Annotated in this window: 19 protein-coding genes and 4 pseudogenes; 9 read left to right on the top strand and 14 right to left on the bottom strand. The window is 67.9% G+C overall.

What is annotated here, in order from left to right; all coding sequences use genetic code 11:
- The first annotated feature begins 172 nt into the window (after positions 1-172).
- Both KHP12_RS40645 and KHP12_RS40640 read left to right on the top strand, forming a co-directional pair.
- The gene (locus KHP12_RS40645; protein WP_167442564.1) at positions 173-745 is read left to right on the top strand and encodes a helix-turn-helix domain-containing protein; all 573 of its coding nucleotides are present in this window, start codon (positions 173-175) and stop codon (positions 743-745) included.
- Between the two features lie 15 nt (positions 746-760).
- A pseudogene (locus tag KHP12_RS40640) lies at positions 761-1,252 on the top strand (transposase); the annotation flags it as partial.
- Between the two features lie 233 nt (positions 1,253-1,485).
- Here the strand turns inward: KHP12_RS40640 and KHP12_RS40635 are convergent.
- Positions 1,486-2,988, bottom strand: a complete 1,503-nt coding sequence (locus KHP12_RS40635; RefSeq protein WP_244202914.1) for an APC family permease — start codon at positions 2,986-2,988, stop codon at positions 1,486-1,488.
- A 402-nt stretch (positions 2,989-3,390) separates the two neighbouring features.
- On the opposite strand from KHP12_RS40635, the pseudogene KHP12_RS40630 reads away from it, so the two are divergent.
- From KHP12_RS40630 to KHP12_RS40615, 4 genes and pseudogenes are all read left to right on the top strand, one after another.
- Positions 3,391-3,633 (top strand): annotated as a pseudogene (locus KHP12_RS40630) (transposase); the annotation flags it as partial.
- A gap of 373 nt (positions 3,634-4,006) precedes the next feature.
- Positions 4,007-4,813, top strand: a complete 807-nt coding sequence (locus KHP12_RS40625) for an SDR family oxidoreductase (protein WP_086882640.1) — start codon at positions 4,007-4,009, stop codon at positions 4,811-4,813.
- A 27-nt stretch (positions 4,814-4,840) separates the two neighbouring features.
- Positions 4,841-5,734 (top strand): helix-turn-helix transcriptional regulator, encoded by an 894-nt coding sequence (locus KHP12_RS40620; RefSeq protein WP_086882641.1) that lies wholly within the window; start codon positions 4,841-4,843, stop codon positions 5,732-5,734.
- Positions 5,735-5,893: 159 nt separating this feature from the next.
- Positions 5,894-6,163: a helix-turn-helix domain-containing protein gene (locus tag KHP12_RS40615; RefSeq protein WP_107471785.1), complete on the top strand. Its 270-nt coding sequence runs from the start codon at positions 5,894-5,896 to the stop codon at positions 6,161-6,163.
- An 87-nt stretch (positions 6,164-6,250) separates the two neighbouring features.
- On the opposite strand, the gene KHP12_RS40610 is transcribed toward KHP12_RS40615, so the two are convergent.
- From KHP12_RS40610 to KHP12_RS40560, 11 genes and pseudogenes are all read right to left on the bottom strand, one after another.
- Positions 6,251-7,732, bottom strand: a complete 1,482-nt coding sequence (locus KHP12_RS40610; RefSeq protein WP_208653059.1) for a long-chain-fatty-acid--CoA ligase — start codon at positions 7,730-7,732, stop codon at positions 6,251-6,253.
- Between the two features lie 2 nt (positions 7,733-7,734).
- Positions 7,735-8,244 (bottom strand): LeuD/DmdB family oxidoreductase small subunit, encoded by a 510-nt coding sequence (locus tag KHP12_RS40605; RefSeq protein WP_086882643.1) that lies wholly within the window; start codon positions 8,242-8,244, stop codon positions 7,735-7,737.
- On the bottom strand, positions 8,241-9,488 hold the full coding sequence (locus KHP12_RS40600) for an aconitase/3-isopropylmalate dehydratase large subunit family protein (protein ID WP_086882644.1): 1,248 nt from the start codon (positions 9,486-9,488) through the stop codon (positions 8,241-8,243). Before KHP12_RS40600 ends, KHP12_RS40605 begins: the two co-directional genes overlap by 4 nt.
- 27 nt (positions 9,489-9,515) lie before the next feature.
- Positions 9,516-10,361, bottom strand: coding sequence for an isocitrate lyase/PEP mutase family protein (locus KHP12_RS40595; protein WP_086882645.1), 846 nt, complete (start codon positions 10,359-10,361; stop codon positions 9,516-9,518).
- 24 nt (positions 10,362-10,385) lie between these two features.
- Positions 10,386-10,970: a 3-isopropylmalate dehydratase small subunit gene (leuD, locus tag KHP12_RS40590; RefSeq protein ID WP_086882646.1), complete on the bottom strand. Its 585-nt coding sequence runs from the start codon at positions 10,968-10,970 to the stop codon at positions 10,386-10,388.
- Positions 10,967-12,367 carry a 3-isopropylmalate dehydratase large subunit gene (gene leuC, locus KHP12_RS40585; RefSeq protein ID WP_086882647.1) on the bottom strand — a complete coding sequence of 467 codons (1,401 nt, stop codon included), beginning with the start codon at positions 12,365-12,367 and terminating at the stop codon, positions 10,967-10,969. The genes leuD and leuC overlap by 4 nt, the downstream gene beginning before the upstream one ends.
- A 2-nt stretch (positions 12,368-12,369) precedes the next feature.
- A complete protein-coding gene (locus KHP12_RS40580; protein WP_037952692.1) occupies positions 12,370-13,164 on the bottom strand; it encodes an IclR family transcriptional regulator in 795 nt (264 codons plus the stop codon).
- Positions 13,165-13,230: 66 nt separating this feature from the next.
- The gene (locus KHP12_RS51725) at positions 13,231-13,926 is read right to left on the bottom strand and encodes an ATP-binding cassette domain-containing protein (RefSeq protein ID WP_244202915.1); all 696 of its coding nucleotides are present in this window, start codon (positions 13,924-13,926) and stop codon (positions 13,231-13,233) included.
- Positions 13,927-13,984: 58 nt separating this feature from the next.
- Positions 13,985-14,290 carry a substrate-binding domain-containing protein gene (locus tag KHP12_RS51720; RefSeq protein WP_086882648.1) on the bottom strand — a complete coding sequence of 102 codons (306 nt, stop codon included), beginning with the start codon at positions 14,288-14,290 and terminating at the stop codon, positions 13,985-13,987.
- Positions 14,291-14,306: 16 nt separating this feature from the next.
- Positions 14,307-14,837, bottom strand: a pseudogene (locus KHP12_RS53595) (ABC transporter substrate-binding protein); the annotation flags it as partial.
- Between the two features lie 721 nt (positions 14,838-15,558).
- The gene (locus KHP12_RS40560; protein WP_211834292.1) at positions 15,559-16,473 is read right to left on the bottom strand and encodes an IS630 family transposase; all 915 of its coding nucleotides are present in this window, start codon (positions 16,471-16,473) and stop codon (positions 15,559-15,561) included.
- A gap of 136 nt (positions 16,474-16,609) precedes the next feature.
- Here KHP12_RS40560 and KHP12_RS40555 point away from each other — a divergent pair, with 136 nt between their 5' ends.
- Positions 16,610-17,176, top strand: coding sequence for an aldo/keto reductase (locus KHP12_RS40555; protein WP_372455263.1), 567 nt, complete (start codon positions 16,610-16,612; stop codon positions 17,174-17,176).
- Between the two features lie 93 nt (positions 17,177-17,269).
- Here KHP12_RS40555 and KHP12_RS40550 read toward each other — a convergent pair whose 3' ends face one another.
- Positions 17,270-18,772, bottom strand: a complete 1,503-nt coding sequence (locus KHP12_RS40550) for a carboxylesterase/lipase family protein (protein ID WP_211834291.1) — start codon at positions 18,770-18,772, stop codon at positions 17,270-17,272.
- Positions 18,773-18,862: 90 nt separating this feature from the next.
- Entirely contained in the window at positions 18,863-19,696 is an 834-nt protein-coding gene (locus KHP12_RS40545) for an SDR family oxidoreductase (protein WP_086882650.1), read from the bottom strand.
- Positions 19,697-19,799: 103 nt separating this feature from the next.
- Between KHP12_RS40545 and KHP12_RS40540 the strand changes: the two genes are divergently transcribed.
- On the top strand, positions 19,800-20,615 hold the full coding sequence (locus KHP12_RS40540; protein ID WP_086882651.1) for a helix-turn-helix domain-containing protein: 816 nt from the start codon (positions 19,800-19,802) through the stop codon (positions 20,613-20,615).
- Between the two features lie 73 nt (positions 20,616-20,688).
- Positions 20,689-21,134: pseudogene (locus KHP12_RS40535) on the top strand (helix-turn-helix domain-containing protein); the annotation flags it as partial.
- Between the last annotated feature and the right edge of the window lie 118 nt (positions 21,135-21,252).

The following is a 21,252-nucleotide window of genomic DNA, read 5'->3' as shown; positions in this document are numbered from 1 at the left end:
GGCCGTCGCCACGAGCCGCGCCAGGAGCTCAGCCACCTCCTCAGCCCGCGGTTCCAGCCACCCCTGGATACGTGCGGCATGATTCGTCATGTGGGTCACTCCTCGGTTGTCACAGCGGATGCCCCACAACAGGTGTAACATATATGGTCCGAATCGTTCAATGAAGGGAACGATGGAGCTTCAGTCCATAACCGCCCATGCACAGAACCTCGCCCACACGGTCCGCCGCCACCGTGAGGCTCACAGCCTCTCCCTCGGAGACCTCGCCCGGGCGACGGGGCTGTCCAAGACGAGCTTGGCTAGGATCGAGGCGGGCGAAGGCAATCCGTCGCTCGAGACGATGTGGCGCCTGGGCCACGCACTGGGACTGAGTGTCGGCCAACTCATCGAGGGCCCAGAGCCAGCACCCGTCCGGGTGCTGCGAGCCTCCGAAGGGCCGGTGGTGAAGTCGGCCAAAGGTATGCGGGGCCGTCTGCTCCACACGGACACCTCGCATCACCGAACCGAAGTGTTCGAACTCGACCTGCCCGACGGTACGCACTTCGAGGGCGAGCCCCACGGGGCGGGAACACGGGAAGTCGTCCACTGCGTCGCCGGCGAGGTGCTGTGCGGGCCCGAAGGCCATCTCGTCACTCTCCACGCGGGTGACACGGCCTACTTCACCGGCAGTGTCACACACGTATACGCGGCCGGCCGGGACAGCGGGCGCGCGATCCTTGTGATGAGTTACCCTCCGGAGTCTTGAGAACCTGGCGAGGCGAGCGTCAAGACCGCTACCAGCGCGCCCACCGACACCCAGGGCACCGACGCCGGCAAGAAGACCGTCGGCCGCAAACGCAGCATCGTCGTCGTCGACACCCTCGGCCTGTTACTGCTGGTCATGGTGACTGCCGCCAGCGTCTCGGACAACGAGGCCGGTATCCAGCTCCTCAGCCGCGTCGCCGCCGACCACCCCACCATCAGCAAGGCACGGGTCGACACCGGCTACAAGAAGAAGGCGATCGAGCACGGCGCCTTGCTCGGCATCGACGTCGACGTCGTCCCGCGAAACGAGCAGGTCAAAGGCTTCTCCGTGATCCCGCGGCGCTGGGTCGTCGAGCGAAGTTTCGAATGGATCATGACGCACCGTCGCCTCGCCCGCGACTACGAGACCAAACCGGCGCACTCCGAGAGCATGATCCGCCTTGCGGTGATCTCCAACCTCGCGAAACGAGCAACCGGCGAAACGTCCATAACTTGGCATAACCCATGAACTATCCCGCCTTCAACCGGAACGTCCTCTTGAGCCTGCCCGTAGTGCCTGAGGTGCGGAGCAGCAGCATCGGGTCCGACTCCGTCAGCGGCACCCCCGGTTCGTCCGCACTCACGTTCACCAGCTCTGCCATCAAGTCTTCGCCCCCAGTGGCAGTTGCTCCACCGAGCCCGACGGTCTGCACATCGCCCATGCCGGTGACCAGCCGCCCCCGCAGGGGCTGGCAGGAGCTGTCAATGTTCTCGCGAACCGCCGGATATGCTGACCGGGCGACTGGCCGAACGGTCGGAGGTGAGGGCCGACGGGCCCCGGCTGGTGGCGTATCCGGCGATGCCGATGACTAGCAGCAGGACAACCGTGCCGAGGGTGAACACCTCAAAGGTGGTACGCGAGACGCCCCAGGTGTCGTGGAAGTCGTAGCTGACGCCGAACAGGGACTCCAACGTGCCCGGGAACAGGGCCACCCAGGAGCCGAGCACGATCCAGCCGTAGGTGAGCGCGGCATACACCTTGAAACCGGTCGTGCCGAATGGCACTCGGTAGGGGCGGGTGACTTGAGGGTGGCGTACGCGCAGGATGAGCAGAGCCGGCACGATGGTGAGGTAGGAGAGCAGCAGAGTGGTGATGGCGACCGCGAGGACCACGTTGAAGACGGCGGCAGCGCTGCCGTGGACAAGGGTCATAGCGGCGATCATGAAGGCCGTCGCGGTGATCCCGGACAGGAGGTTCATACGGACCGGGGTGCTGAGCCGTGAGTGGAAGGCTCCAAGGCCGCGGCTGAAGAAACCGCCGTCGGCGGCGGCCATGGCCTGCATGCGGTCGCTGACGATCATCCAGGCGCTGCCCTGGGTGAGCAGCGCGAAGACGAACAATACGGCGGTGGCCGTGAGCAGCGGCTCAGTCCAACCGCCGTACACGCCTGTGTAGACGAGGCGCGCTGCGTCCATGAATCCCCCGATGCCTGTGGCCTGTCCAGGCGGGGCGGCGGACAGGATCGCGAGGACCGGAAGCAGGTAACAGCAGGCGGCGATCAGGCACGAGACTCCGATGGAGATCGGGACGTCACGCTGCGGGTCGTGCATCTCGTCGCCGGCGGCGTTGGGCGCCTCGAAGCCGACGTAGGCGAAGAGCAGCACCGGTACCAGGGCGAGGAAACCGGCGCTGGTCGGGCTGAAGGAGGTCCTGTCGAGGCCGTGGAAGCCGTTCTCGGTGCCGTAGGCGAGGGCGGTGCCGGTGAACAGGATGATGGCGAGGACCTTCATCGCTGCGCCCGCGGTGGTGATCCACTTTCCGCGGTGCAGCGAGATGACGGCGGTGAGGATGGCCGCCCAAATGAACAGCAGCTTGAAGGCGTAGTCGGCGAAGGTACCGGTGCCGAGGCGGAAGACGAAGCCGTCCCAGGTCTCGGCGGCGATGAAAGCGAGGGAGCCGCCGAGCCAAATGGGGTTGGTGACCCAGTAGAAGAGGGTGGTCACAGCCGCCGCCGACCTGCCGAGGGCGAGCTTCACCCAGACGTACGGCCCACCTTCTTGGGGGAAGGCCGCGCCAGTCTCGGCGAAGATCAAGGCGTACGGGACGAGGAAGCCCAACGCGATGATGGCGATCCAGGTAGCGGCCTCGCCGCCACCGGACGCGATCTGTCCGAGGGTATCGAAGGAGAGCACGGCGGCGACGCCCATCGCCATGATGTCGAAGCGGCGCAGGCTGCGCCGCAGATGTGGGACGGGGGTGGACACGGCAGGGCCTCCGGGTGCTGGGCTTCACGGGACCCGCTCAGTCTCGGGCCGGGTAGGTTGCAATACTAAGTGGATCGTGGTGATGGCCTCCTTTCCACCGGCCTGATGCCGGTGGATGGCTCTTCCAGAAACGAAGAAGTGCCTTGCAACCTGCGATGATGGGGTTTCTCCAGGACCACATCAGGCACGATCGGCAAGGCACTTCCGAGATGCAATCTCCCCATGCCGCGGCGGCGGTCTCATCCGCGTTCGATGATCCAAACCTGATCGCGTACGGCGGGCTGGAGCCGGTGGTGCGGCTGGCCGAGCGGTGCGGTCTGCCCGCGCTGGTCGGGGAGCACGTCCGGCTGCCCGCCTCGGAGGACGGCACCGGCGCCTTCCCTGCGGCGAAACTGATGTCAGGCCAATGCCGCGTGGCTCGCCCTGGCGGCCCTGGCACACAACCTGACCCGCGCCGCCGGCGCCCTGGCCTCCGCGTTCCATGCCAGGGCGACCACCGCCACCATCCGTGACCGCCTGATCAACGTGCCCGCCCGCCTGTCCCGCTCCGCCCGCCGCCTCACCCTGCACCTGTCCGAACGCCGGCCCTGGAGCGAGGACTTCACCCAGCTGTTCAGCACGGTGCATGCACCGCCGGCCCACTGACGCTCCCTGACCGACCTGCCCGAAAGGGCCCGAGACCTGTGGACAAAGTGGAAGAGCTGGGCAGACCATCGGCCACCCCATGCCGAATCCGCGACTCAGCCCCAACACGGCCTGCACGACCCCGAAACGATCAACCGGGAATCAAGCCGGTGGATCCGGGGTGAGTCAGCGCACCAGGAAAGGGGGGCTCTCACAGTACCTGTATCACCAGGGTCTCCCAGACGTCCAAAACGCCTGTCAAACTGGTTGAGTCGAAAGCGCCGACAACACTCCATGGACACGCACTGCAGCTTTACCCCATCAGTTCAATTCAGCTGCCCCGAATGCGCGACCGTGTCGGCGCATTCTTCCACGACAAAAGGGACGGAGACCAATGGCGGACAACCAATTCACCACTCACACAGAACTTTTCGATCTGAGTGGGAAGTGCGCACTTGTCACTGGCGGCACCAGGGGCATTGGGATGATGATAGCGCGCGGCCTTCTGCAGGCGGGCGCCCGCGTCGTCATCAGCTCACGCAAGGCAGACGCGTGCGCGGAGGCACAGCATCTACTGTCCGAATTCGGCGACGTTCAAGCAATCCCCGCCGACCTGTCCAGGCGCGACGAGTGTCAGCGCCTCGCTGATCTTGTCAAGGCCGACTCGGAACGCCTGGACATCCTTGTCAACAACGCGGGAGCACTGTGGCTCGCACCACTGGAGACGTTCCCGGACGAAGCCTGGGACGCAGTGATCGACCTCAACCTCAAGTCGCCGTTCTGGCTGGTGCAGGCGCTGCTTCCCGCACTTCGCAGGGCGGGCACCGCCGATGACCCCGCGCGGATCATTAACATCGGCAGTATCGCCGCCATCCACGTCGCCGAGGCGCCCAACTACTCGTACGCCAGCAGCAAAGCGGCACTCCATCAACTCACCAGAGTGCTTGCCAGGGAACTGGGCCCACAGCACGTCACGGTGAACGCGGTAGCACCGGGAGTGTTCCCGTCGCAGATGGTGGCGTCCACGCTCGATGCCATCGGCGACAAGATCGCGGCGAAGGCCCCTCTGCGCCGCCTCGGCCGCGACGACGACATGGCAGGTATCGCCGTGTTCCTCGCCAGCCGGGCCGGCTCCTACCTCACGGGCACCATCATCCCGGTAGACGGCGGCACCGCGACGACCGCATCGGGTACCCCTTAGACTGCGGGACGGGCTTACGGTGAGGGGATGGCCACGATGGATCTACGCACCGAGATCCGGGAGTTTCTCAGTTCGCGTCGCGCCCGCATCGCACCGGAGCAGGCGGGCCTGCCCGCTTACGGCGGCAACCGTCGGGTCAAAGGTCTGCGCCGCGAGGAGGTAGCGCTACTGGCGGGGGTATCGGTCGACTACTACGTGCGCATGGAGCGCGGCAGCCTCGCCGGTGCCTCCGATGGCGTACTCGACGCGTTGGCCTCTGCCTTGCAACTCGACGAGGCCGAGCGCGACCACCTGTTCCACCTCGCGCGCCAATCCAGGGCGCCCAGCGGCCCACGCCGGCGTAGGCCTGCCGTGACGGTGCGCTCGACGCTGCAGCAGGTGCTCGACGCGATTTCCGATGCGCCGGCCTGGATCGGTAACGGCCGTTATGACGTGCTCGCCATGAATCAACTCGCTCGCGCGCTGTATTCACCGGTACTGGCCGACCCGCGACGGCCCGCGAACACAGCGCGGTTCGTCTATCTCAACCCTGAGGCGGCCAGAGATTTCTTTGTCGATTACGACCAAGTTGCGGGTGCCGCGGCCGCGAAGCTACGCATGGAAGCCGGCCGCAATCCGCACGACGAGGAGCTGATCTCCCTAGTCGGCGAACTGTCAACGTGCAGTGAGCTATTTCGGCAGCGGTGGGCATCTCAGGACGTGCGGCTGCACCGGTCCGGCCGCAAGCGGGTGCACCATCCGATCGTGGGCCAGCTCGACTTGGACGTCGAGTCCCTGGAACTGCCCGCCGAACCCGGCCTGCACCTCAACGTCTACACCGCACCCGCGGGCACACCGACCGCTGACAATGTAGCGCTCCTGGCGTCGTGGGCGGCCACCCAACAGACGCTGGCAACCGAGTTCGAAGCACACAACGGATAGTCCAACCCCTTCAGCCGTACTACTGAGGTTTTCGTTAGTTCTGTGGGTGTAGGGCACTGTGCGGTGTGAGTATCTTGGCTGCTTTCCGAGTTTCAGTCCGTTGTTTCCGAAGTCTGCGTTCCGCCGCTGACGCGACCGCAGTTGGCCGAGGCTCGACGTATGCGGGCGGTGGAGTTGTTCGAGCAGGGGCGTCCCCATGCGCAGATCGCGGGAATGCTGGGGGTCCGTCCCGAGAGCGTGCGGCGGTGGAAGCGCCAGTGGGAACAGGGCGGGGCCGCGGCGCTGCGGCGGTCTCCGGCCACGGGGCGGCCGCCCAAGCTTGATGACGCCCAGGTCGAGCAGGTGCGGGCCGCGTTGGAGCAGGGTGCCCAGGCGCACGGGTTCGAGGCCGATTTATGGACCTTGGAGCGGGTCGGGCTGGTGGTTTGAGCGGGTGAGTGGGGTGAAGCTGGCACGGGAAGTCCAGCGGGTCCCTGCTCCGCCTCCGCCAGGATTCCAGGAACCCGTCACCTTCTGTCAGTCTGCGGGTTCAACCTTGCGGCGGAGGATCTTGCCAGTGGATCCCTTCGGGAGGGTGTCGACAAGCCAGACCGAACGGGGGTACTTGTACGCCGCGAGACGGTCCCGGACGAAGTTCTTGAGCTCCTCCGGGTCCGCCTCGGCGCCCGGTTTGAGGGCCACCGCGGCGCCGATCTCCTCACCGAGATCGGGATGCTTGATCCCGATCACCGCGGCCTCGGCCACGGCGGGGTGCTGGTAGAGGGTTTCCTCGACCTCGCGGGGGTAGACGTTGTAGCCGCCGCGGATGATCAGATCCTTCTTGCGGTCGACGATGGTGTGGTAGCCGTCCGCGTCCTTGGTGGCGATGTCGCCGCTGCGGAACCAACCGTCCGGTATCGCTTCGGCGGTGGCCTCGGGGCGGTTCCAGTAGCCCTTCATGACGTTTTCGCCGCGGATGGCGATCTCCCCGGGCTCGCCGACCGGGACGTCCTCGCCGTCGTCGTTGACCAGGCGCATCTCGCAACCGCGTACCGGGAAGCCGATGGTGCCTGCCTTGCGCTCATGGCCGGGCTGGTTGAACGACGCGACCGGCGAGGTCTCCGACAGGCCGTAGCCCTCGAAGACCTCGCAGCCGAACCGGGACTCGAAGCTACGCAAGATCTCCACGGGCATCGCGGAGCCCCCGGTGACGCAGGTGCGCAGCGAGGACATATCGGCAGTCGCCGCATCGGGGCAGTTCAGCATCGCCGCGTACATGGTGGGCACACCCTCGAACACGGTCACCTGGTCACGGGACACCACCTCCAGCGCCTTGGCCGGATCGAACCGCGGAATCAGCGTCAGCGTGACTCCCGAGTGGACCGCGGCATTGAGCCCACAGGTGAGACCGAAGACGTGGAACAGGGGCAAGCAGCCCATGATCACGTCGTCCGGGCCGAGTTCGATCAGTGTCTCGGCCATGGTCGCCGCATTGGAGGAAAGGTTGTGGTGGGTGAGCTCCGCGCCCTTGGGCTGCCCGGTGGTGCCGGAGGTGTAGAGGATGACGGCGGTGTCGTTGTCCGCGCGCTCGACCGGCTCCTCGATCGGGGTGCCGCTCAGCTCGGTGGGGCCGGTCGCCGGGACGACGATCCCGGTGATCCCCACGGCCTTGGCCGCCTCGGGCACGACGTCCCCAGAGCCGTCCCAGCCGTAGACGACCTTCATGCCCGAGTCGCCCAGGTAGTACTCGACTTCGCGTGTCTTGAGCAGCGGGTTCATCGGGACCACGACCGCGCCGGCGAACAGCGCACCGTAGAACACGATCGGGAAGGCGGGCACGTTCGGCAGCACCAGGCCGACCCGGTCGCCCGGCTCCACACCGCGTTCGCGCAAGTCACCGGCCACGGCTGCGGCGGAAGCGTGCAGCGCGGCGTAATCCAGGACGTGGCCGTCCAGTTTGATCGCCGGGTGCCGGGGCTGCGAGCGGGCGGACGCGACCAGGTTGATGGCCAGGTTCACGGTCAGCCCTTTCCGGACGGGTCGGCGAGATAGCCGGCGGCGACGAGGCGGGGAAGCAGTCCGCCGGCGTCGAGGATCTCCAGCATCATCGGCGGGACCGGGCTGAAGGCGAGCTCGGTGTCTGCATTTCGGAGCAGGCCGGCTTCCAGGTCGAGGGTGATGACGTCTCCCTCGGTGACCAGGTTGCTGACGCCGGGTACGGTGACGGCGGGAAGGCCGTGGTTGATCGCGTTGCGGTGGAAGAGGGAGTTGAAGTCCTCGGCGACGAGTGCGGTGATGCCGAGATGGCGCAACAACGCCGCCACCTGACGGCTCGAGCCGATGCCGAAGTTGCGGCCTGCCACCAGGATGTCGCCGGGGCGGACCTGCGCGGACCAGCCGGGGCGCAGGTCGTAGAGCACATGTGTCGCCGCCTCGGGGACGGGCAGGCGCATCGCGAAACCGGGGTACAGGGCGTCGGTGTCGACGCTGTCCCCGATCACCCAGGTCCGGCCGGTGATCGTGTGGCTCATCCCAGGGCCTTCCTCGGGTCGGTGATGCGTCCGATCACGGCGGAGCTGGCCACGGTCGCGGTGGAGGCCATGTAGATCTCGGCGTCCGGACTGCCCATTCGGCCGCGGAAGTTGCGGGTGCTGGAGGTCAGACAGACCTCGCCCGCGCCGAGGACCCCCATGTGGTAGCCGAAGCAGGCGCCGCACGTGGAGTTCGTGACCACGGCCCCGGCATCTGCGAGGGCCTGGACGTACCCGAGGCGGACGGCGTCCCGGTAGACCTGCTGCGAGGCGGGTGTGACGATCAGCCGGACGTCCCGCGCGACCTGACGGCCGCCGAGGATCTCGGCGGCGATGCGCAGGTCCTCGAGCTGGCCGTTGGCACAGGAGCCGATGAAGCACTGCTGCACCGCACGATCCTCGATCTCGGGGATGGGAAGCGCGTTCTCGCTGACCTTGCCCGGGCGGGCGACGTACGGCACGAGGGCGCCGAGGTCGATCGTGCGGGTGGCGACGTACGCGGCGTCCGGGTCCGGGGCGGCGGGGGTGAACGAGTCCGGGGCCCCGTGCTCGGCCAGGTAGGCGGCGCAGTGCTCGTCGAACTCGAAGACGCTGAAGTCGGCGGAAACCTCCGCACCTTGGGTGGCGATGGTCCGACGGTCGTTCATCGGCAGCGAGGCGAGCCCCGGCCCACCGAACTCCAACGTGTGGTTCGTCGCGTCTCCCCAGGTCCCGGCGAGGTGAAGGAAGACGTCCTTGCCGGTGACCCCGGGAGCGGGCGCGCCGGTGAGCTCATAGCGGATCGTCGGCGCCACGCTGTACCAGGTCTCCCCGGTGCACAGGATCGAGATGATCTCGACGGGTCCCAGCCCGCGTGCGGCGTTGTTGTAGGCGCCGCCGGCGCAGGTGTGGGAGTCCGTGCAGGTCAGCACCTGCCCGGGGAGGGCGAGAGCGTTCTCGGCGATCACCTGGTGGCAGATGCCGTGCCGGCCGACGTCGAAGAACCTCTCGATCCCGAACCGCGCGGCGAACTCACGGGCGAGTACCGCCGCGTTCGCGTCCACAACGCTGGGAGCCGGGACTGCGTGGTCCAGGATGACGGCCGTCCGCTCCGCATCGGCGATGCTCAGCGGATCGGGCCACTGGGTGAACATGAGGTCGATCAAGATGTTCATGTCGACCTTGGCGACCACGGTGTCGCCGGCTTGTACCGCGGGTCTGCCCGAGGCGCGGGCCAGAATCTTCTCGACCATGGTCATGCCCATACGGTCTCCTTCGGTGGTCGCAGCGGATCAGCGGTAGCGTTCGCCGAGCGCGGCCCAGTCGTCGAACCCGACCGCACGGAATATGCCGAGCGGGCCCTCCCCGAGGTGGGGATCCTCGCCACCCAGCTCGACCAGCGCGGCGGCCATCGCGGCCGTGACGGGCTGGAGCAGCGCCCCCGGGTAGATCGCCATACGGAAGCCGAGCTTCTCCAGGTCCGCATCGGGGACGGCGGGTGTCCGCCCCGCGGGGACGACGTTGAACACCAGCGGGGCCTGGACCTCGGCGGCGATGCGTTCGATCTCCTCCACCGATTGGGGAGCCTCGACGAAGATCATGTCGGCGCCCTCGGCCGCGTAACGGTGGGCACGGGTGATGGCCTCGTCCAGTCCCTCCGGTCCGCGCGCGTCGGTGCGGGCGATGACGACGGTGTCGTTCTCCCTGGCTTCGAGGGCGGCGGCGAGCTTGCGGACGAAGTCGTCCGCGCTGATGACGGACTTGTCGGTGAAATGCCCGCAGCGCTTCGGGAAGTCCTGGTCCTCGAGCTGGATCGCCGCGACACCGGCGCGCTCGTAGGCCCGCACCGTCCGCACGACGTGCATCGGGTTGCCGTAGCCGGTGTCGGCGTCCGCGATCACTGGGAGCCGGCTCGCCTCGACCACGACTTCCGCACGGTCGGCCATCTCCGTCGCGGTGGCCAGACCGATGTCGGGCAGTCCGTAGCCGGCGGCCACTGCCCCGGCGCCGGTCAGATAGGCGACCGGGAAGCCCGCCCGCCGTACGAGATGGGCACCGATCCCGTCATAGACACCGGGCGCGCGGACCATGCCCGGCTCGGACAAGAGCCTGCGCAGTTCGGCAGGTGCAGTCGTCATGGAGGTCACCTCTCTGGTTGGTAGTCACGACGCCCTGGCGATGGGGACGTGCGTGAGCTCGTACGCGCGGATGGCCGCCTCGTGCCGGAGGGTCACGTCGATGCCGTCGTGCCCGTCCAGGAACCGCTGCCGGGTGTCGGCGTCCATCCGGATCGGGGCTTCGATCCCGGCCGCGCGGACGGTCAGCGACACGAGGTCCACGGTGACGGGCAACGCCGGGTCGGCCTCGACGGTGTCCATCAGGCCGCTTACCTCGTCGTCCGCCAGCACGGCGGGAACGAGTCCGGACCGGACAGCGTTGTCGGCGAAGATGTCACCGAAGCGAGTGGCGATGACGACGGCGAAACCGTGGTCCTGCAGTGCCCAGACGGCATGCTCGCGCGAGGAGCCGGAACCGAAGTCCGCACCCGCGAGGAGAATCGTCGCTCCGGCATGGGCCGGATCGGCCAGCGGGAAACCCGGCTCTGCCCGCCACGCGGCGAAGAGGTGCTCGGCGAAGCCCGTCCGAGTCGTCCGCAGGCAGTGTCGGGCGGCGATGATCTGGTCGGTGTCGATGTTCGGACGACGGATCGCCACCGCACGACCGGTGATCGAGGTAATCGGTTTCATCGGGTTCCCAGGTTCGACGGCGCGGTGAGGCGGCCGGTCACCGCCGTTGCGGCCGCGGTGGTGGGTGAGACCAGGTGCGTACGGCCGCCCCGGCCCTGGCGGCCCTCGAAGTTGCGGTTGGAGGTCGACGCGCAGCGCTCCCCCGCCGCCAGGGAGTCGTCGTTCATCGCGACACACAAGGAGCAGCCGGCCGTGCGCCACTCTGCCCCGGCCTTGCGGAACACCTCGTCGAGACCCTCGGACTCGGCGGCGCGCATGACGGCGGCCGAACCGGGCACGACGAGCATGCGCACCCCGGGCGCGATCTCGCGGCCCTCGAGGACCTGCGCGGCGGCCCGGAGGTCCTCGATGCGGCCGTTGGTGCAGGACCCGAGGAACACCACGTCGATCGGGATCTCCCGCATCGGTGTTCCGGGAGAGAGATCCATGTAGGTCAGAGCCCGCTCGGCGGCGCGGCGTGCGTCTGGATCGGGCGTATCGGCCGGGTCCGGGACCGCCGCGCTCAGCTCGACGACCTGGCTCGGGTTCGTGCCCCAGCTGACGAACGGCGACAAGGTCGTCACATCGATGTCGATGCTGCGGTCGAACTCGGCGTCGTCGTCGCTGCGCAGCGACTTCCACGATGCGACGGCATCGTCCCAGGCGCGCCCCGTCGGTGCGTACGGCCGGCCGCGGAGGTAGTCGACGGTCACGTCGTCGGGAGCGATCATGCCGGCCTTCGCACCCGCCTCGATCGACATGTTGCACAGCGTCAGCCGCGACTCCATGGACATCGCCTCGACGGCGGGTCCGCGGTACTCGATCACATGGCCTTGCGCGCCCCCGGTGCCGATCCGGCCGATGACGGCCAGTGCCACGTCCTTCGCCGAGACGCCGGCCGGCAGCGCGCCGTGCAGCGTCACGGCCATGGCACGAGGCTTGGCGAACGCGACAGTCTGCGTCGCCAGCACGTGCTCGACCTGGCTGGTGCCGATGCCGAACGCGAGCGCACCGAACGCGCCGTGCGTACTCGTGTGGCTGTCGCCGCACAGGATGATGCGGCCGGGCTGGGTGATGCCGAGCTCGGGTCCGATCACGTGCACGATGCCCTGGCCGTCCGTGCCCGATCGGTGCAGCGGGATTCCGAACTCCGCGCAATTGCGCCGCAGTGCCTCCACCATCGTCACTGCCACACCGGTCTGCCCCAGCAGGCCGCGGGTGGGAACGACGTGGTCCTCGGTGGCGAGTGTGAGGTCGGGCCGGCGGACCGTGCGTCCGGCCAGGCGCAGGCCCTCGAACGCCTGCGGGCTGGAGCCTTCGTGGAGCAGGTGGAAGTCGACGTAGAGCAGATCGCTGCTTCCCGCGGCGCCGCAGTGCACCACGTGGGCGTCCCAGATCTTGTCCAGCAGGGTGGTCATCGTTACGCCGTCGCCTCGCTCGTGGTGCCCGGCGCCCGCCCGGCCGGGGCACCGTCATAGCCGAGGCGGCGCGACAGGCTCCGCGCGGCGTCGGCGACGAGCGGACCGAATTCCTCGGCGGCCGCTCGGTCGAGGCGGGACGAGGGGCCGCCGACCGCGATGGCCGCCACGATGGTGCCGCTCGCGTCGAACACGGGCGCGGCCAGTGAGTTGAGGCCTGCCTCGCGTTCCTCCTCGGTCAGCAGCCAACCATGCCCCCGCACGAACTCGAGCTGCCGATCCAGCGCGATCCGCGACTCGCCCGGCGCCTCGTCGGCGGTCTCGACGAGAACCGCGTTGAGCACCCGCTCGTCATGGGCCATGAACACCTTGCCGGCCGCTCCCAGGTGCATCGGCATGAGCTGGCCGACGTCACTGCGGTAGATGATCGACCGCGAGCTGAGCTTGACGATCACCGCCACCCTCGTCGTGCCGCGCCGAATGTAGAGCCCGGCCGTCTCGCCGGTCACGTCCCGCAGGTGCGCGGCCACTGGTTCGGCGGCCACCAACAGGTCCGAGCCGGCCGACGCGGCCGACGCCCAGCCGAGCACGCGGAGTCCGACGCAGTACTCGTCTCCCGTCCGCTGAAGGAGTTCACTGGCGACAAGGGTGCGGACCAGGCGGGCGACCGTCGAGTTGGGCATGCCCGTCAGCCGCCGGATGTCGCTCAGCGACAGCCGGGTCTGCCCCGGGGAAAAGCAATCAAGGACGCGGACCGCCTTCTCCATGACGAGGATCGAGGGCTGGCCTTCAGACATCGTTCCGGTCTCCGTTTTCATCGATTGGTAGCGTTCTCACGCAATGCGCACCCGAGGATATGGCGGTCATGAGCGGCTTCCACGGGGTGCCGAGCGGGAGCCGAAGCGGTCATTGACGCGCCTCTCGATCCACGTGAGCAGCAGGAAGGGCACGAGCGCCAATACGACGATCAGGACGATCTCCTCGGCGATGTATTCCATGCGGGCAAGGGCGACGTTGCGCAGGAGCTGCTGGCCGAGCCCCGAGGAGCCGGCGAACATCTCAGCGATGATCAGGCCGAGGAAGGTGAACCCGAAGGTCAGCCGTAGCCCGGCCGCGACCGCGGGCATGACGGCGGGCCAGCCGACCATCGGGAGGACCCGGAGTTCCTGGGCCCGGGCGCGGCGCTCCTTCCGGGGCACCTTCGCCACCTCCAGTGGGAAGGCGACGTTGTCCAGGACGGTCCGCCACGGCAGGCACGCAGAGTCCTGGAACACGATCGCGGTACGCTCCCGCGGCCCGGCCAGCGTCTCCCCGCCGACCTCGACCGTGCCCGCGTCCGGGGCCTGAAGACCCCCGATGATCTCCAGGAGCGTCGACTTTCCGCAGCCGCTCGGGCCCACGACCGACACGAACTCACCTGCTCTTATACGCAGATCGACGGGTCCGAGCGCCTGTACCGGCCCGAAGGCCCGCACGACGCCCGACGCCTCGACGTGCGCGGCTCCGGCGGCTGCGGCGCTCGCAGCGGGGCGGGACGTCGTGTCCGCATCTGTGTTCATGATCGGTTCTCCGTGTCCGTCGCGGCTGGAGGGGCGAGACCTGGTTCCGGTGCGGCTGTCACGCGCCGCACTTGGTCGGCAGTTCGGCAGTGGCACCGCTGGGCAGGTACGAGGTGTCGATGAAGTCGCAGTACTTCACGTCGCCCTTGAACCCGCTGACGACCGCGGCCTCCGTGGCGCGCTTCAGCGCAGCGGAGTTGAAGCCCACGTTCCGGACGTTCGACTTGACCGCACCCTTGACCACCGACACCGCTGCCGGGACGGGAAGGTCGACGTGCTTGGCGTAGATGCGCGCGGCGGCATCCGGGTTCTGGGTGATCCACTGTGCTGCCTCCTGCCGGCCGGCGAGGACGCCCCGTACCACGTCGGGGTGCTCTTTTGGCGTAGGCCGGGCTGGTGGTGATGACGCTCTGCTGGAAGTCAGTGATGTACTTGCTCGTCTCCACGACCAACGTGAACTTGCCCTTGCTGCGGCTCGCCAGGGACGGCGGCAGCCAGGCGACGTCGACGCTGCCCGCCTCCAGTAGGGCCTCACCCTCGCCGACTCCGCCGGCGGCGATGCGCTTGGCCTTGGTGGGGAGTCCCGCCGTTTTGGGGAGCAGGAACGACCGCGCGTAGATCGAGGACCCGGGGTTGGTGTACGCCCACTTCTTGATGTCACGAAGGTCGTTGACCCGGTTGTTGTCGGCGCGAGCGTAGAAGTCGCCGCCGTAAGGGCCCTGAGCGCCGCCTCCGACCGCGAGCACCGGGATGCCCTCCTTCGACGCGTCAAGGACGGACTTGTAGCCGATCTCACCGATGGGGATGCCGCCCGACAGTTGTGTCCGCAGCGTTGCGCTGCCGCCGCTGCCTGCGACGACCAGCAGTGCCGGGATCACGAGGGCGGCTCGAGCCGCAAGGCTTCGACGCATGACATCCTCCGATGACTACATCGTGGCAATCCTTGCCGCGATGTAGCATGAAGATAGATGCTACTTTCACCCAAGTCAACAACCTGGACAGAGCGATGTAATGAAGCGGCGGCTGGCAACGGACCAGCGTCCGTTCCGGGATACGGCAACGCATACCACCCAACGAGCAAGGAGGCTCGGATGGGCAGGCACGACATCAACGCCGACGCGAAGCGCGTCTTCGACACGATCACAGCCGGTGGCGCGGTCATTCTCCCCGGCGACATCGGCTACGGGGCGGGCGCGAGCTCGCCGGAAGCACTACAGCGGTTGTTCGTCGCCAAGCAGCGCGCCCCGCATAAGCGCCACGCGATGGTCGGCAACTACGAGCTGCACCGTGAGGTGCACGAGCTGGGCAGCCGCGAGCAGGAGATCGTCGACGCGATCACGATCGACGCGGACCTTGCGCTTGCCGAGAATGTCATCCGCCCTGGTCGGACGCCTGCACCCGGGCTGGCGGTGGTCGGCCTCGTCGCTCTAGTCGGCGCTCTCGCGCAGCCGACATTCCATCGCGAACGCCCGACCGCTACACCCGCTGCCCTCACCAATCGACGATCCGGACAAGTTAAGCAACCTCGACATACGACGCCACGACCGCCTTGGCGGCATCCTCCACGAATACAAACATGCCGCGTGACCTGCACGGATGAAGTATTCGGCAAGCACAGCGTCGAACGCGTCGTCACCAAGGACCTCCTCGGCCAACGCCCACACCGGCGTCACCGCCACCGTCTACGCCCACGTCAGGCTCCGCCTCCAGCGAGATGCCATCGGCCTCCTCGGCCGCGCCCCCAATACCAGCACGCCGCCTGAACTGCGCGGATGATTTATCGGCACCCGCAGTCTTATGGGTGCCGTAGTTGTCGCAGATGAGGTGGATCTGGAGGTGTGCGGGCACCTCTTTGTCGATCTTGATCAGGAACTTCTTGAACTCCGCTGCCCGGTGCCGACGGTGCAGGGAGCTGATGACCTCGCCGGTGGCGACGTCGAAGGCGGCGAACAGCGTGGTCAGGCCGTTGCGGACGTAGTCGTGAGTGCGCCGCTCGGGCATGCCGGGCATGATCAGCAGCACCGGCTGGGACCGTTCCAGGGCCTGGATCTGGGACTTCTCATCCACCGAGAGGACCACCGCGCCGTCGGGCGGGTTGAAGTACAGGCCAACGACGTCGTAGACCTTCTCCACGAACAACGGGTCGGTGGACAGCTTGAAGGTGTTCGTGAGGTGCGGCTTGAGCTGGAACTTCCGCCAGATCCGGCCGACGGTGGATTTCGACAGGCCGCTGTGCTCGGCCATCGACTTCCGCGACCAGTGCGTGGCGTTCTTCGGGATCTCCTCCAGCGTGGTGACCACGACCGCCTCCACCCGATCAACACCGATGGCGGGCGGTCGTCCCGGCCGGGGCTCGTCGGCCAGGCCGTCCAGCCGCTCGGCCAGGAACCGGCGCCGCCACTTGCGGACCGTGTCGGCGGCCACCCGCAACTCGCGGGCGACCACCACGATCGGCGGCACCTCCGGGCCCGCACACGCCAGTACGATCCGAGCCCGCAGGGCCAGCGCCTGAGCCGACGTCGCCCGACGCGACCACCGTTGCAACACCGCCCTCTCCTCATCGGAGAGCAGTAACGGTTCCAGCTTCGGGCCCCGACGAGGGACCGAAGCACCAGCAGCAGAAGGAGTCACGCAACAACTAACGATCAAATACTGGCGCAGGACACTAGGACATTGGTCTCGGGTGATCCTTACGCCAGGAGTCATCGGGGGGGGCGTCGCCTCCTCAGAGCCAGCTGTCCGCCAGTGCGTTGGCCGCGCTGCGCGTCTCATACGGGGCCCGATTGGATCGTCAGAAAACTACAACCTCATCCACCGAGAAGCAGAGCGCAAGATGCTCCCGCTCTGCGCCGACCAGGGCATCGGCGTGATCCCGTGGAGCCCGCTGGCGCGGGGCAGGCTGACGCGGGCCCGGGACACCGCCACGGCGCGTGCCGAGACCGACGAGGGCGGCAAGATCCTCTACCGCGACGGGGACCAGGCAGTGGCCGAGCGCGTCCACGAGATCGCGGGCCAGCGGGGTCTGTCCCCGGCTCAGATCGCCCTGGCCTGGGTCATGCGCAACCCGGCGGTGACCTCGCCCATCGTCGGGGTCACCAAGCCGGCCCAGCTGGCCGACGCGGTCGCCGCGGCGGACGTCGAACTCGACGAAGACGCGGTCGCCTACTTGGAGGAGCCCTACCAGCCGCACGAGGCCGCCTACCTGGAGGAGTCCTTCTACAAGTCGCGCCCTGTGGCGGGCTCCCGGTAGTTCCGGGCTACCGCCGGGCCTTCGACGAGTCCTTGGCCCCGGCCTTCACAGCCCTGTCCGCATCGGAGTGGATTCGACCGGCTTGCAGGCAGGTTAGAGACTCAGGTCGATCTCGTCCCAGCTGGCGCGGCGCTCACCGTCGGGGTCTTCGGCGACGGTGGTCTTGGTGTCGAACACCATCGTGGGGCGAGTGTCCGGGTTGTGAGTCGGCCAGACCGGGATGACACCGGTGGCGGAGGGGTCGCCAGTGGTCGCGAAGGAGATCCAAGAGCCGTGCATGGCGGTGAGCAGGTCCTGGGGCATCTCGTCGCCGATCAGCGTCTTGGTGATCGGCAGGGAGAAGTCGTCGAACACGAACGGGCCTTCGATGCCGTGGGACGCTCCTACGCGTCCGTTGAAGGCCGGGCTGCGCCATGCGAACTGGTAGAATCGGGTCGTTCCGCCTGCTCGGTGGTGGGCGTCGGCGATCCGCAGTGAGGGGACGCGGAAGGCGCGGTCGGTATCCATCGAGACCTGCGGTGTGATCGCAGAACCCGGTTCCTGGCTCTGTTCGTAGACGTCAAGGATGGCCTGCTGTACTGCCGGGTCGGCGTCCCAGCCCCCGGGGGACATGCCTGTTTCAGCAGCGCCCATTTCCTCCATCAGCGCGTACAGGGTGCACTCGTCGCGGTTGGTTCCGATCACCAGGTTGACGTCCGTCCCGACGCCGTCGGTGATGGCCTGGTACGGGGGCTGTGGGAGCAGGTCGCCGCCGGTGAGCGGGACGAACGGGATCATGCGTCCGCACTCGGGGTGTTCACCGCGCTGCTTCTCGATCATGAACTCGGTCTGCGCCTGCAGGATGCGCGCCGCGTCGACGGTGTGCAGGTCACGGGCGGGCACACCGAGTTTGTCAAGCATGGCCTCGGCGATCGCTTCGGCGTAGTGGGCGGGGAAGCCGAACAGCGGTGCCGCTGCGGCGCTCTGGCAGACGGCCTGCTGGAACAGTCCCTGTGCGGAAGGGCAGCCGAGGAGTTCGCCGACGAATGTGCCGCCCGCCGAGGAGCCGAAGATGGTGATGTTGTCCGGGGCGCCGCCGAAGGCCGCGATGTTCTCGCGGGTCCATCGCAGGGCGGCGATCTGGTCGGCCACTCCGTAGGCCCCCGATCCCGCGGCGTAGGCGTCGTCCAGGTGCCCGGCGTGGAGGAATCCAAAAGCGCCGAGCCGATAGTTGCAGCTGACGAGCACCACTCCGTCCCGGGCGAAGGTGTTCCCGTCCGAGCCGGAGCCGGCGTTCGAGCCCATGAGGAAGCCGCCGCCGTGGATCGAGAACATCACCGGCAGGCCGGTCGCACCCTCTGGCGCCCACACGTTGACCGACAGGAAGTCCTCGCCTGTGCTCAGGCCCCCGAAAATGGGTGAGGACGGCTGGGGGCAGCCCGGCCCGTAGGCGGTGCACTCACGTACGCCCTCCCAGGGAGCGCGCGGCACGGGCGGCTTGAACGCGTTGACGCCGAACGGTGGCTCCGCATAGGGGATGCCCTTGAACGCGGCGATCCCGTCACGCAGCTCGCCTCTGACCGTCCCTGCTGTCGTCTCGGCGTCGATCGTGTCCATGCTGTTCGCTCCACTCGGTAGGGGGTGTCTCGCCGTGCGCGTCGATGCGTCGACAGGTACGGATGGTGAGCGGTCGTGCCGCTGCTGTGCTCAGGTGTCGGCGTCGGTCTCGGCCGCACTCGCCTGCTGAGGCTCGACCTGGGCGAGCCGGTTGCGCAGCGCAGTGGTGACTCCCTGGTAGGAGTCGCTGCCCAGGACGAGCCTCATCGGGGCCGGCTTCTGCGCGGCGCTGTTGATGACCTTCGCCGCGACCTTCACCGGGTCGCCGGGGACCGGAATCCGGGTGTGCCGGAAGGCGCGCACCATCGCGGCCGGTGTCCCGTCGTAAGCGGCCAAGGGCTCACTCAGCTGGAGGCTGCTGCCGCTGAAGGCGGTCCGCGCTCCTCCGGGCTCTACGAGGGTCACCTCGATGCCGAACGGTGCCACCTCCTGGGCGAGTGCTTCCGTGAAGCCCTCCATGCCCCATTTGCTCGCGTGGTAGAGGGAGGCACCGGCGTGTGCGGCGAGCCCGGCGACCGAGGAAATCTGGATCACCCGGCCGCCGCCCTGGGCACGCAGGTGCGGCAGCGCGGCCCGCGCCGTCTGGATCGAGCCGAGAAGGTTGGTGGTGATCTGATGGACCACCTGCTCGTCGGTGAACTCTTCGGCGGCACCGAACAGGCCGTAACCCGCGTTGATCACGACGACGTCGATACGGCCGAGGTCCCCGAAGGCGGCGTCCACGACCGCGCGGACCCGCAGCAGGTCAGTGACGTCGAGGTGGCCGACCCAGAAACGGTCGCCGTACGTGACGCGCAGATCATCGACCGAGCCCTCCCGCCGGACCGTCCCGGCGACCCGGTCGCCGCGAGAAAGGAGCTGCTCGGCCAGCTCACGCCCGAACCCGCTGTTGACACCAGTGATGAACCACGTCTGCATCGTCATACCAAGGACCTTCACCGGCGCCAAGGAGCCCCTGCCAGTTCCCCCGTGTTCCTGGTAGTGACAGGGACACCCAGAAACGATTGCGACCGCATAGCCTGCCATCGTGGACAACGCCCTCGGAGATTTCCTGCGTGCACGACGCGAACAGGTCACCCCCACCGATGCGGGCCTGTCACCCGGACACGGGCTGCGCCGGGTGACCGGGTTGCGCCGCGAGGAGGTCGCCATGCTGGCCGGCATCAGTGCCGAGTACTACCTGCGCCTGGAGCAAGGCCGCGACCGCAACCCCTCGGCCCAGGTACTCGAGGCGCTCGCCCAGGTCCTCCAGCTGGACACGGAGGGCACGGCTTACCTGCTGTCACTCACCGCCCCGAAACCGCGCCGCGGCCTTGACCATCCCGACGAGCGCCTGCCCTCGGGACTCGACATGCTCCTGCGGACACTCAACGTGCCCGCGTTCGTCTTCAACCAGTACAGCGATGTCCTGGCCGCCAACCGACTGGCCCAGGCACTGTCACCGGAGCTCACGCCCGGAACGAACCGGCTGCGTGCCCTCTTCACCGACGAAGCACTCCAGGAATACCACGCCGACTGGGAGCACTACACGGCCGTCGCCGTGGCCCACCTGCGCGCCACGGTCGGTACACAGACCGACGACGAGCGCCTCCAATCTCTGATCGGGGAGATGTCCCTGAAGAGCGACCGGTTCCGTCAGCTGTGGGCGCGCCACGATGTGCGTTCCGCGGCCGAGGCCACGTTCCGGATACAGCATCCGCAGGTCGGTTCCCTGGAACTCCTGGTCGAGAAGTTCCAGGTGGTGGGGGCCAGCAGGCTGGAGATGATGCTCCTGCACACAGAGCCCGGCACCCGCTCGGCCGATGCTCTGGCCCTGCTCGCCTCCCTCGACGCGTCTTCTTGACATCGCACCGGCTGGCGCCCGGGGCCGAGACGTGGCGGCGTGTGTGGGGAGGCCGGGATTGGCGCCGGTGGAGTTGTGGGTAGTCGAGCAGAGATACCGGGCTGTGCTGGCGGGTGCGGCGGTGACGGAAGTCGCCGCGTCGCTTGGTGTGTCCCGGCAGACGGTCAGCGGTTGGAAGTCCCGGTATGCCGTCTCGGGACTGGCCGGGCTGGCGGACCGGTCGCGTACGCCGGGGTCGTGTCCGCATCAGGCCTCTGCCGAGGCGGAGGCGGCCGTGTGCGAGCTGCGGCGTAAGCATCCTCGGTGGGGTCCGCGGCGGATCCTTCATGTGCTGGAGTTTGGTCGGGGGCAGTGGCGCCGGTGCCGTCGCGGATGACGGTGTATCGGATCCTGGTCCGGCATGGCCTGGTGGAGCCGGGGGCCAGGCGCCGGAAGCGGTCGGATTACAAGCGCTGGCAGCGGGATCGGCCGATGCAGTTGTGGCAGATGGACATCGTCGGTGGGGTGATGCTGGTCGACCCGGTGACGGGGGAGTTTGCGGGTGCCGATACATCATCCACGCAGGTCGGGAGCCTGATCACGGATCTTCGGTTCTCCTCGACATTCGCCCAAGTGCCTTCACCCGCAAAGGGCCGGG

It is taken from the genome of Streptomyces asiaticus, from assembly GCF_018138715.1.
GTDB classification, from domain to species: Bacteria; Actinomycetota; Actinomycetes; order Streptomycetales; family Streptomycetaceae; genus Streptomyces; species Streptomyces asiaticus.
This window is presented reverse-complemented; position numbering and strand designations above follow the sequence as displayed.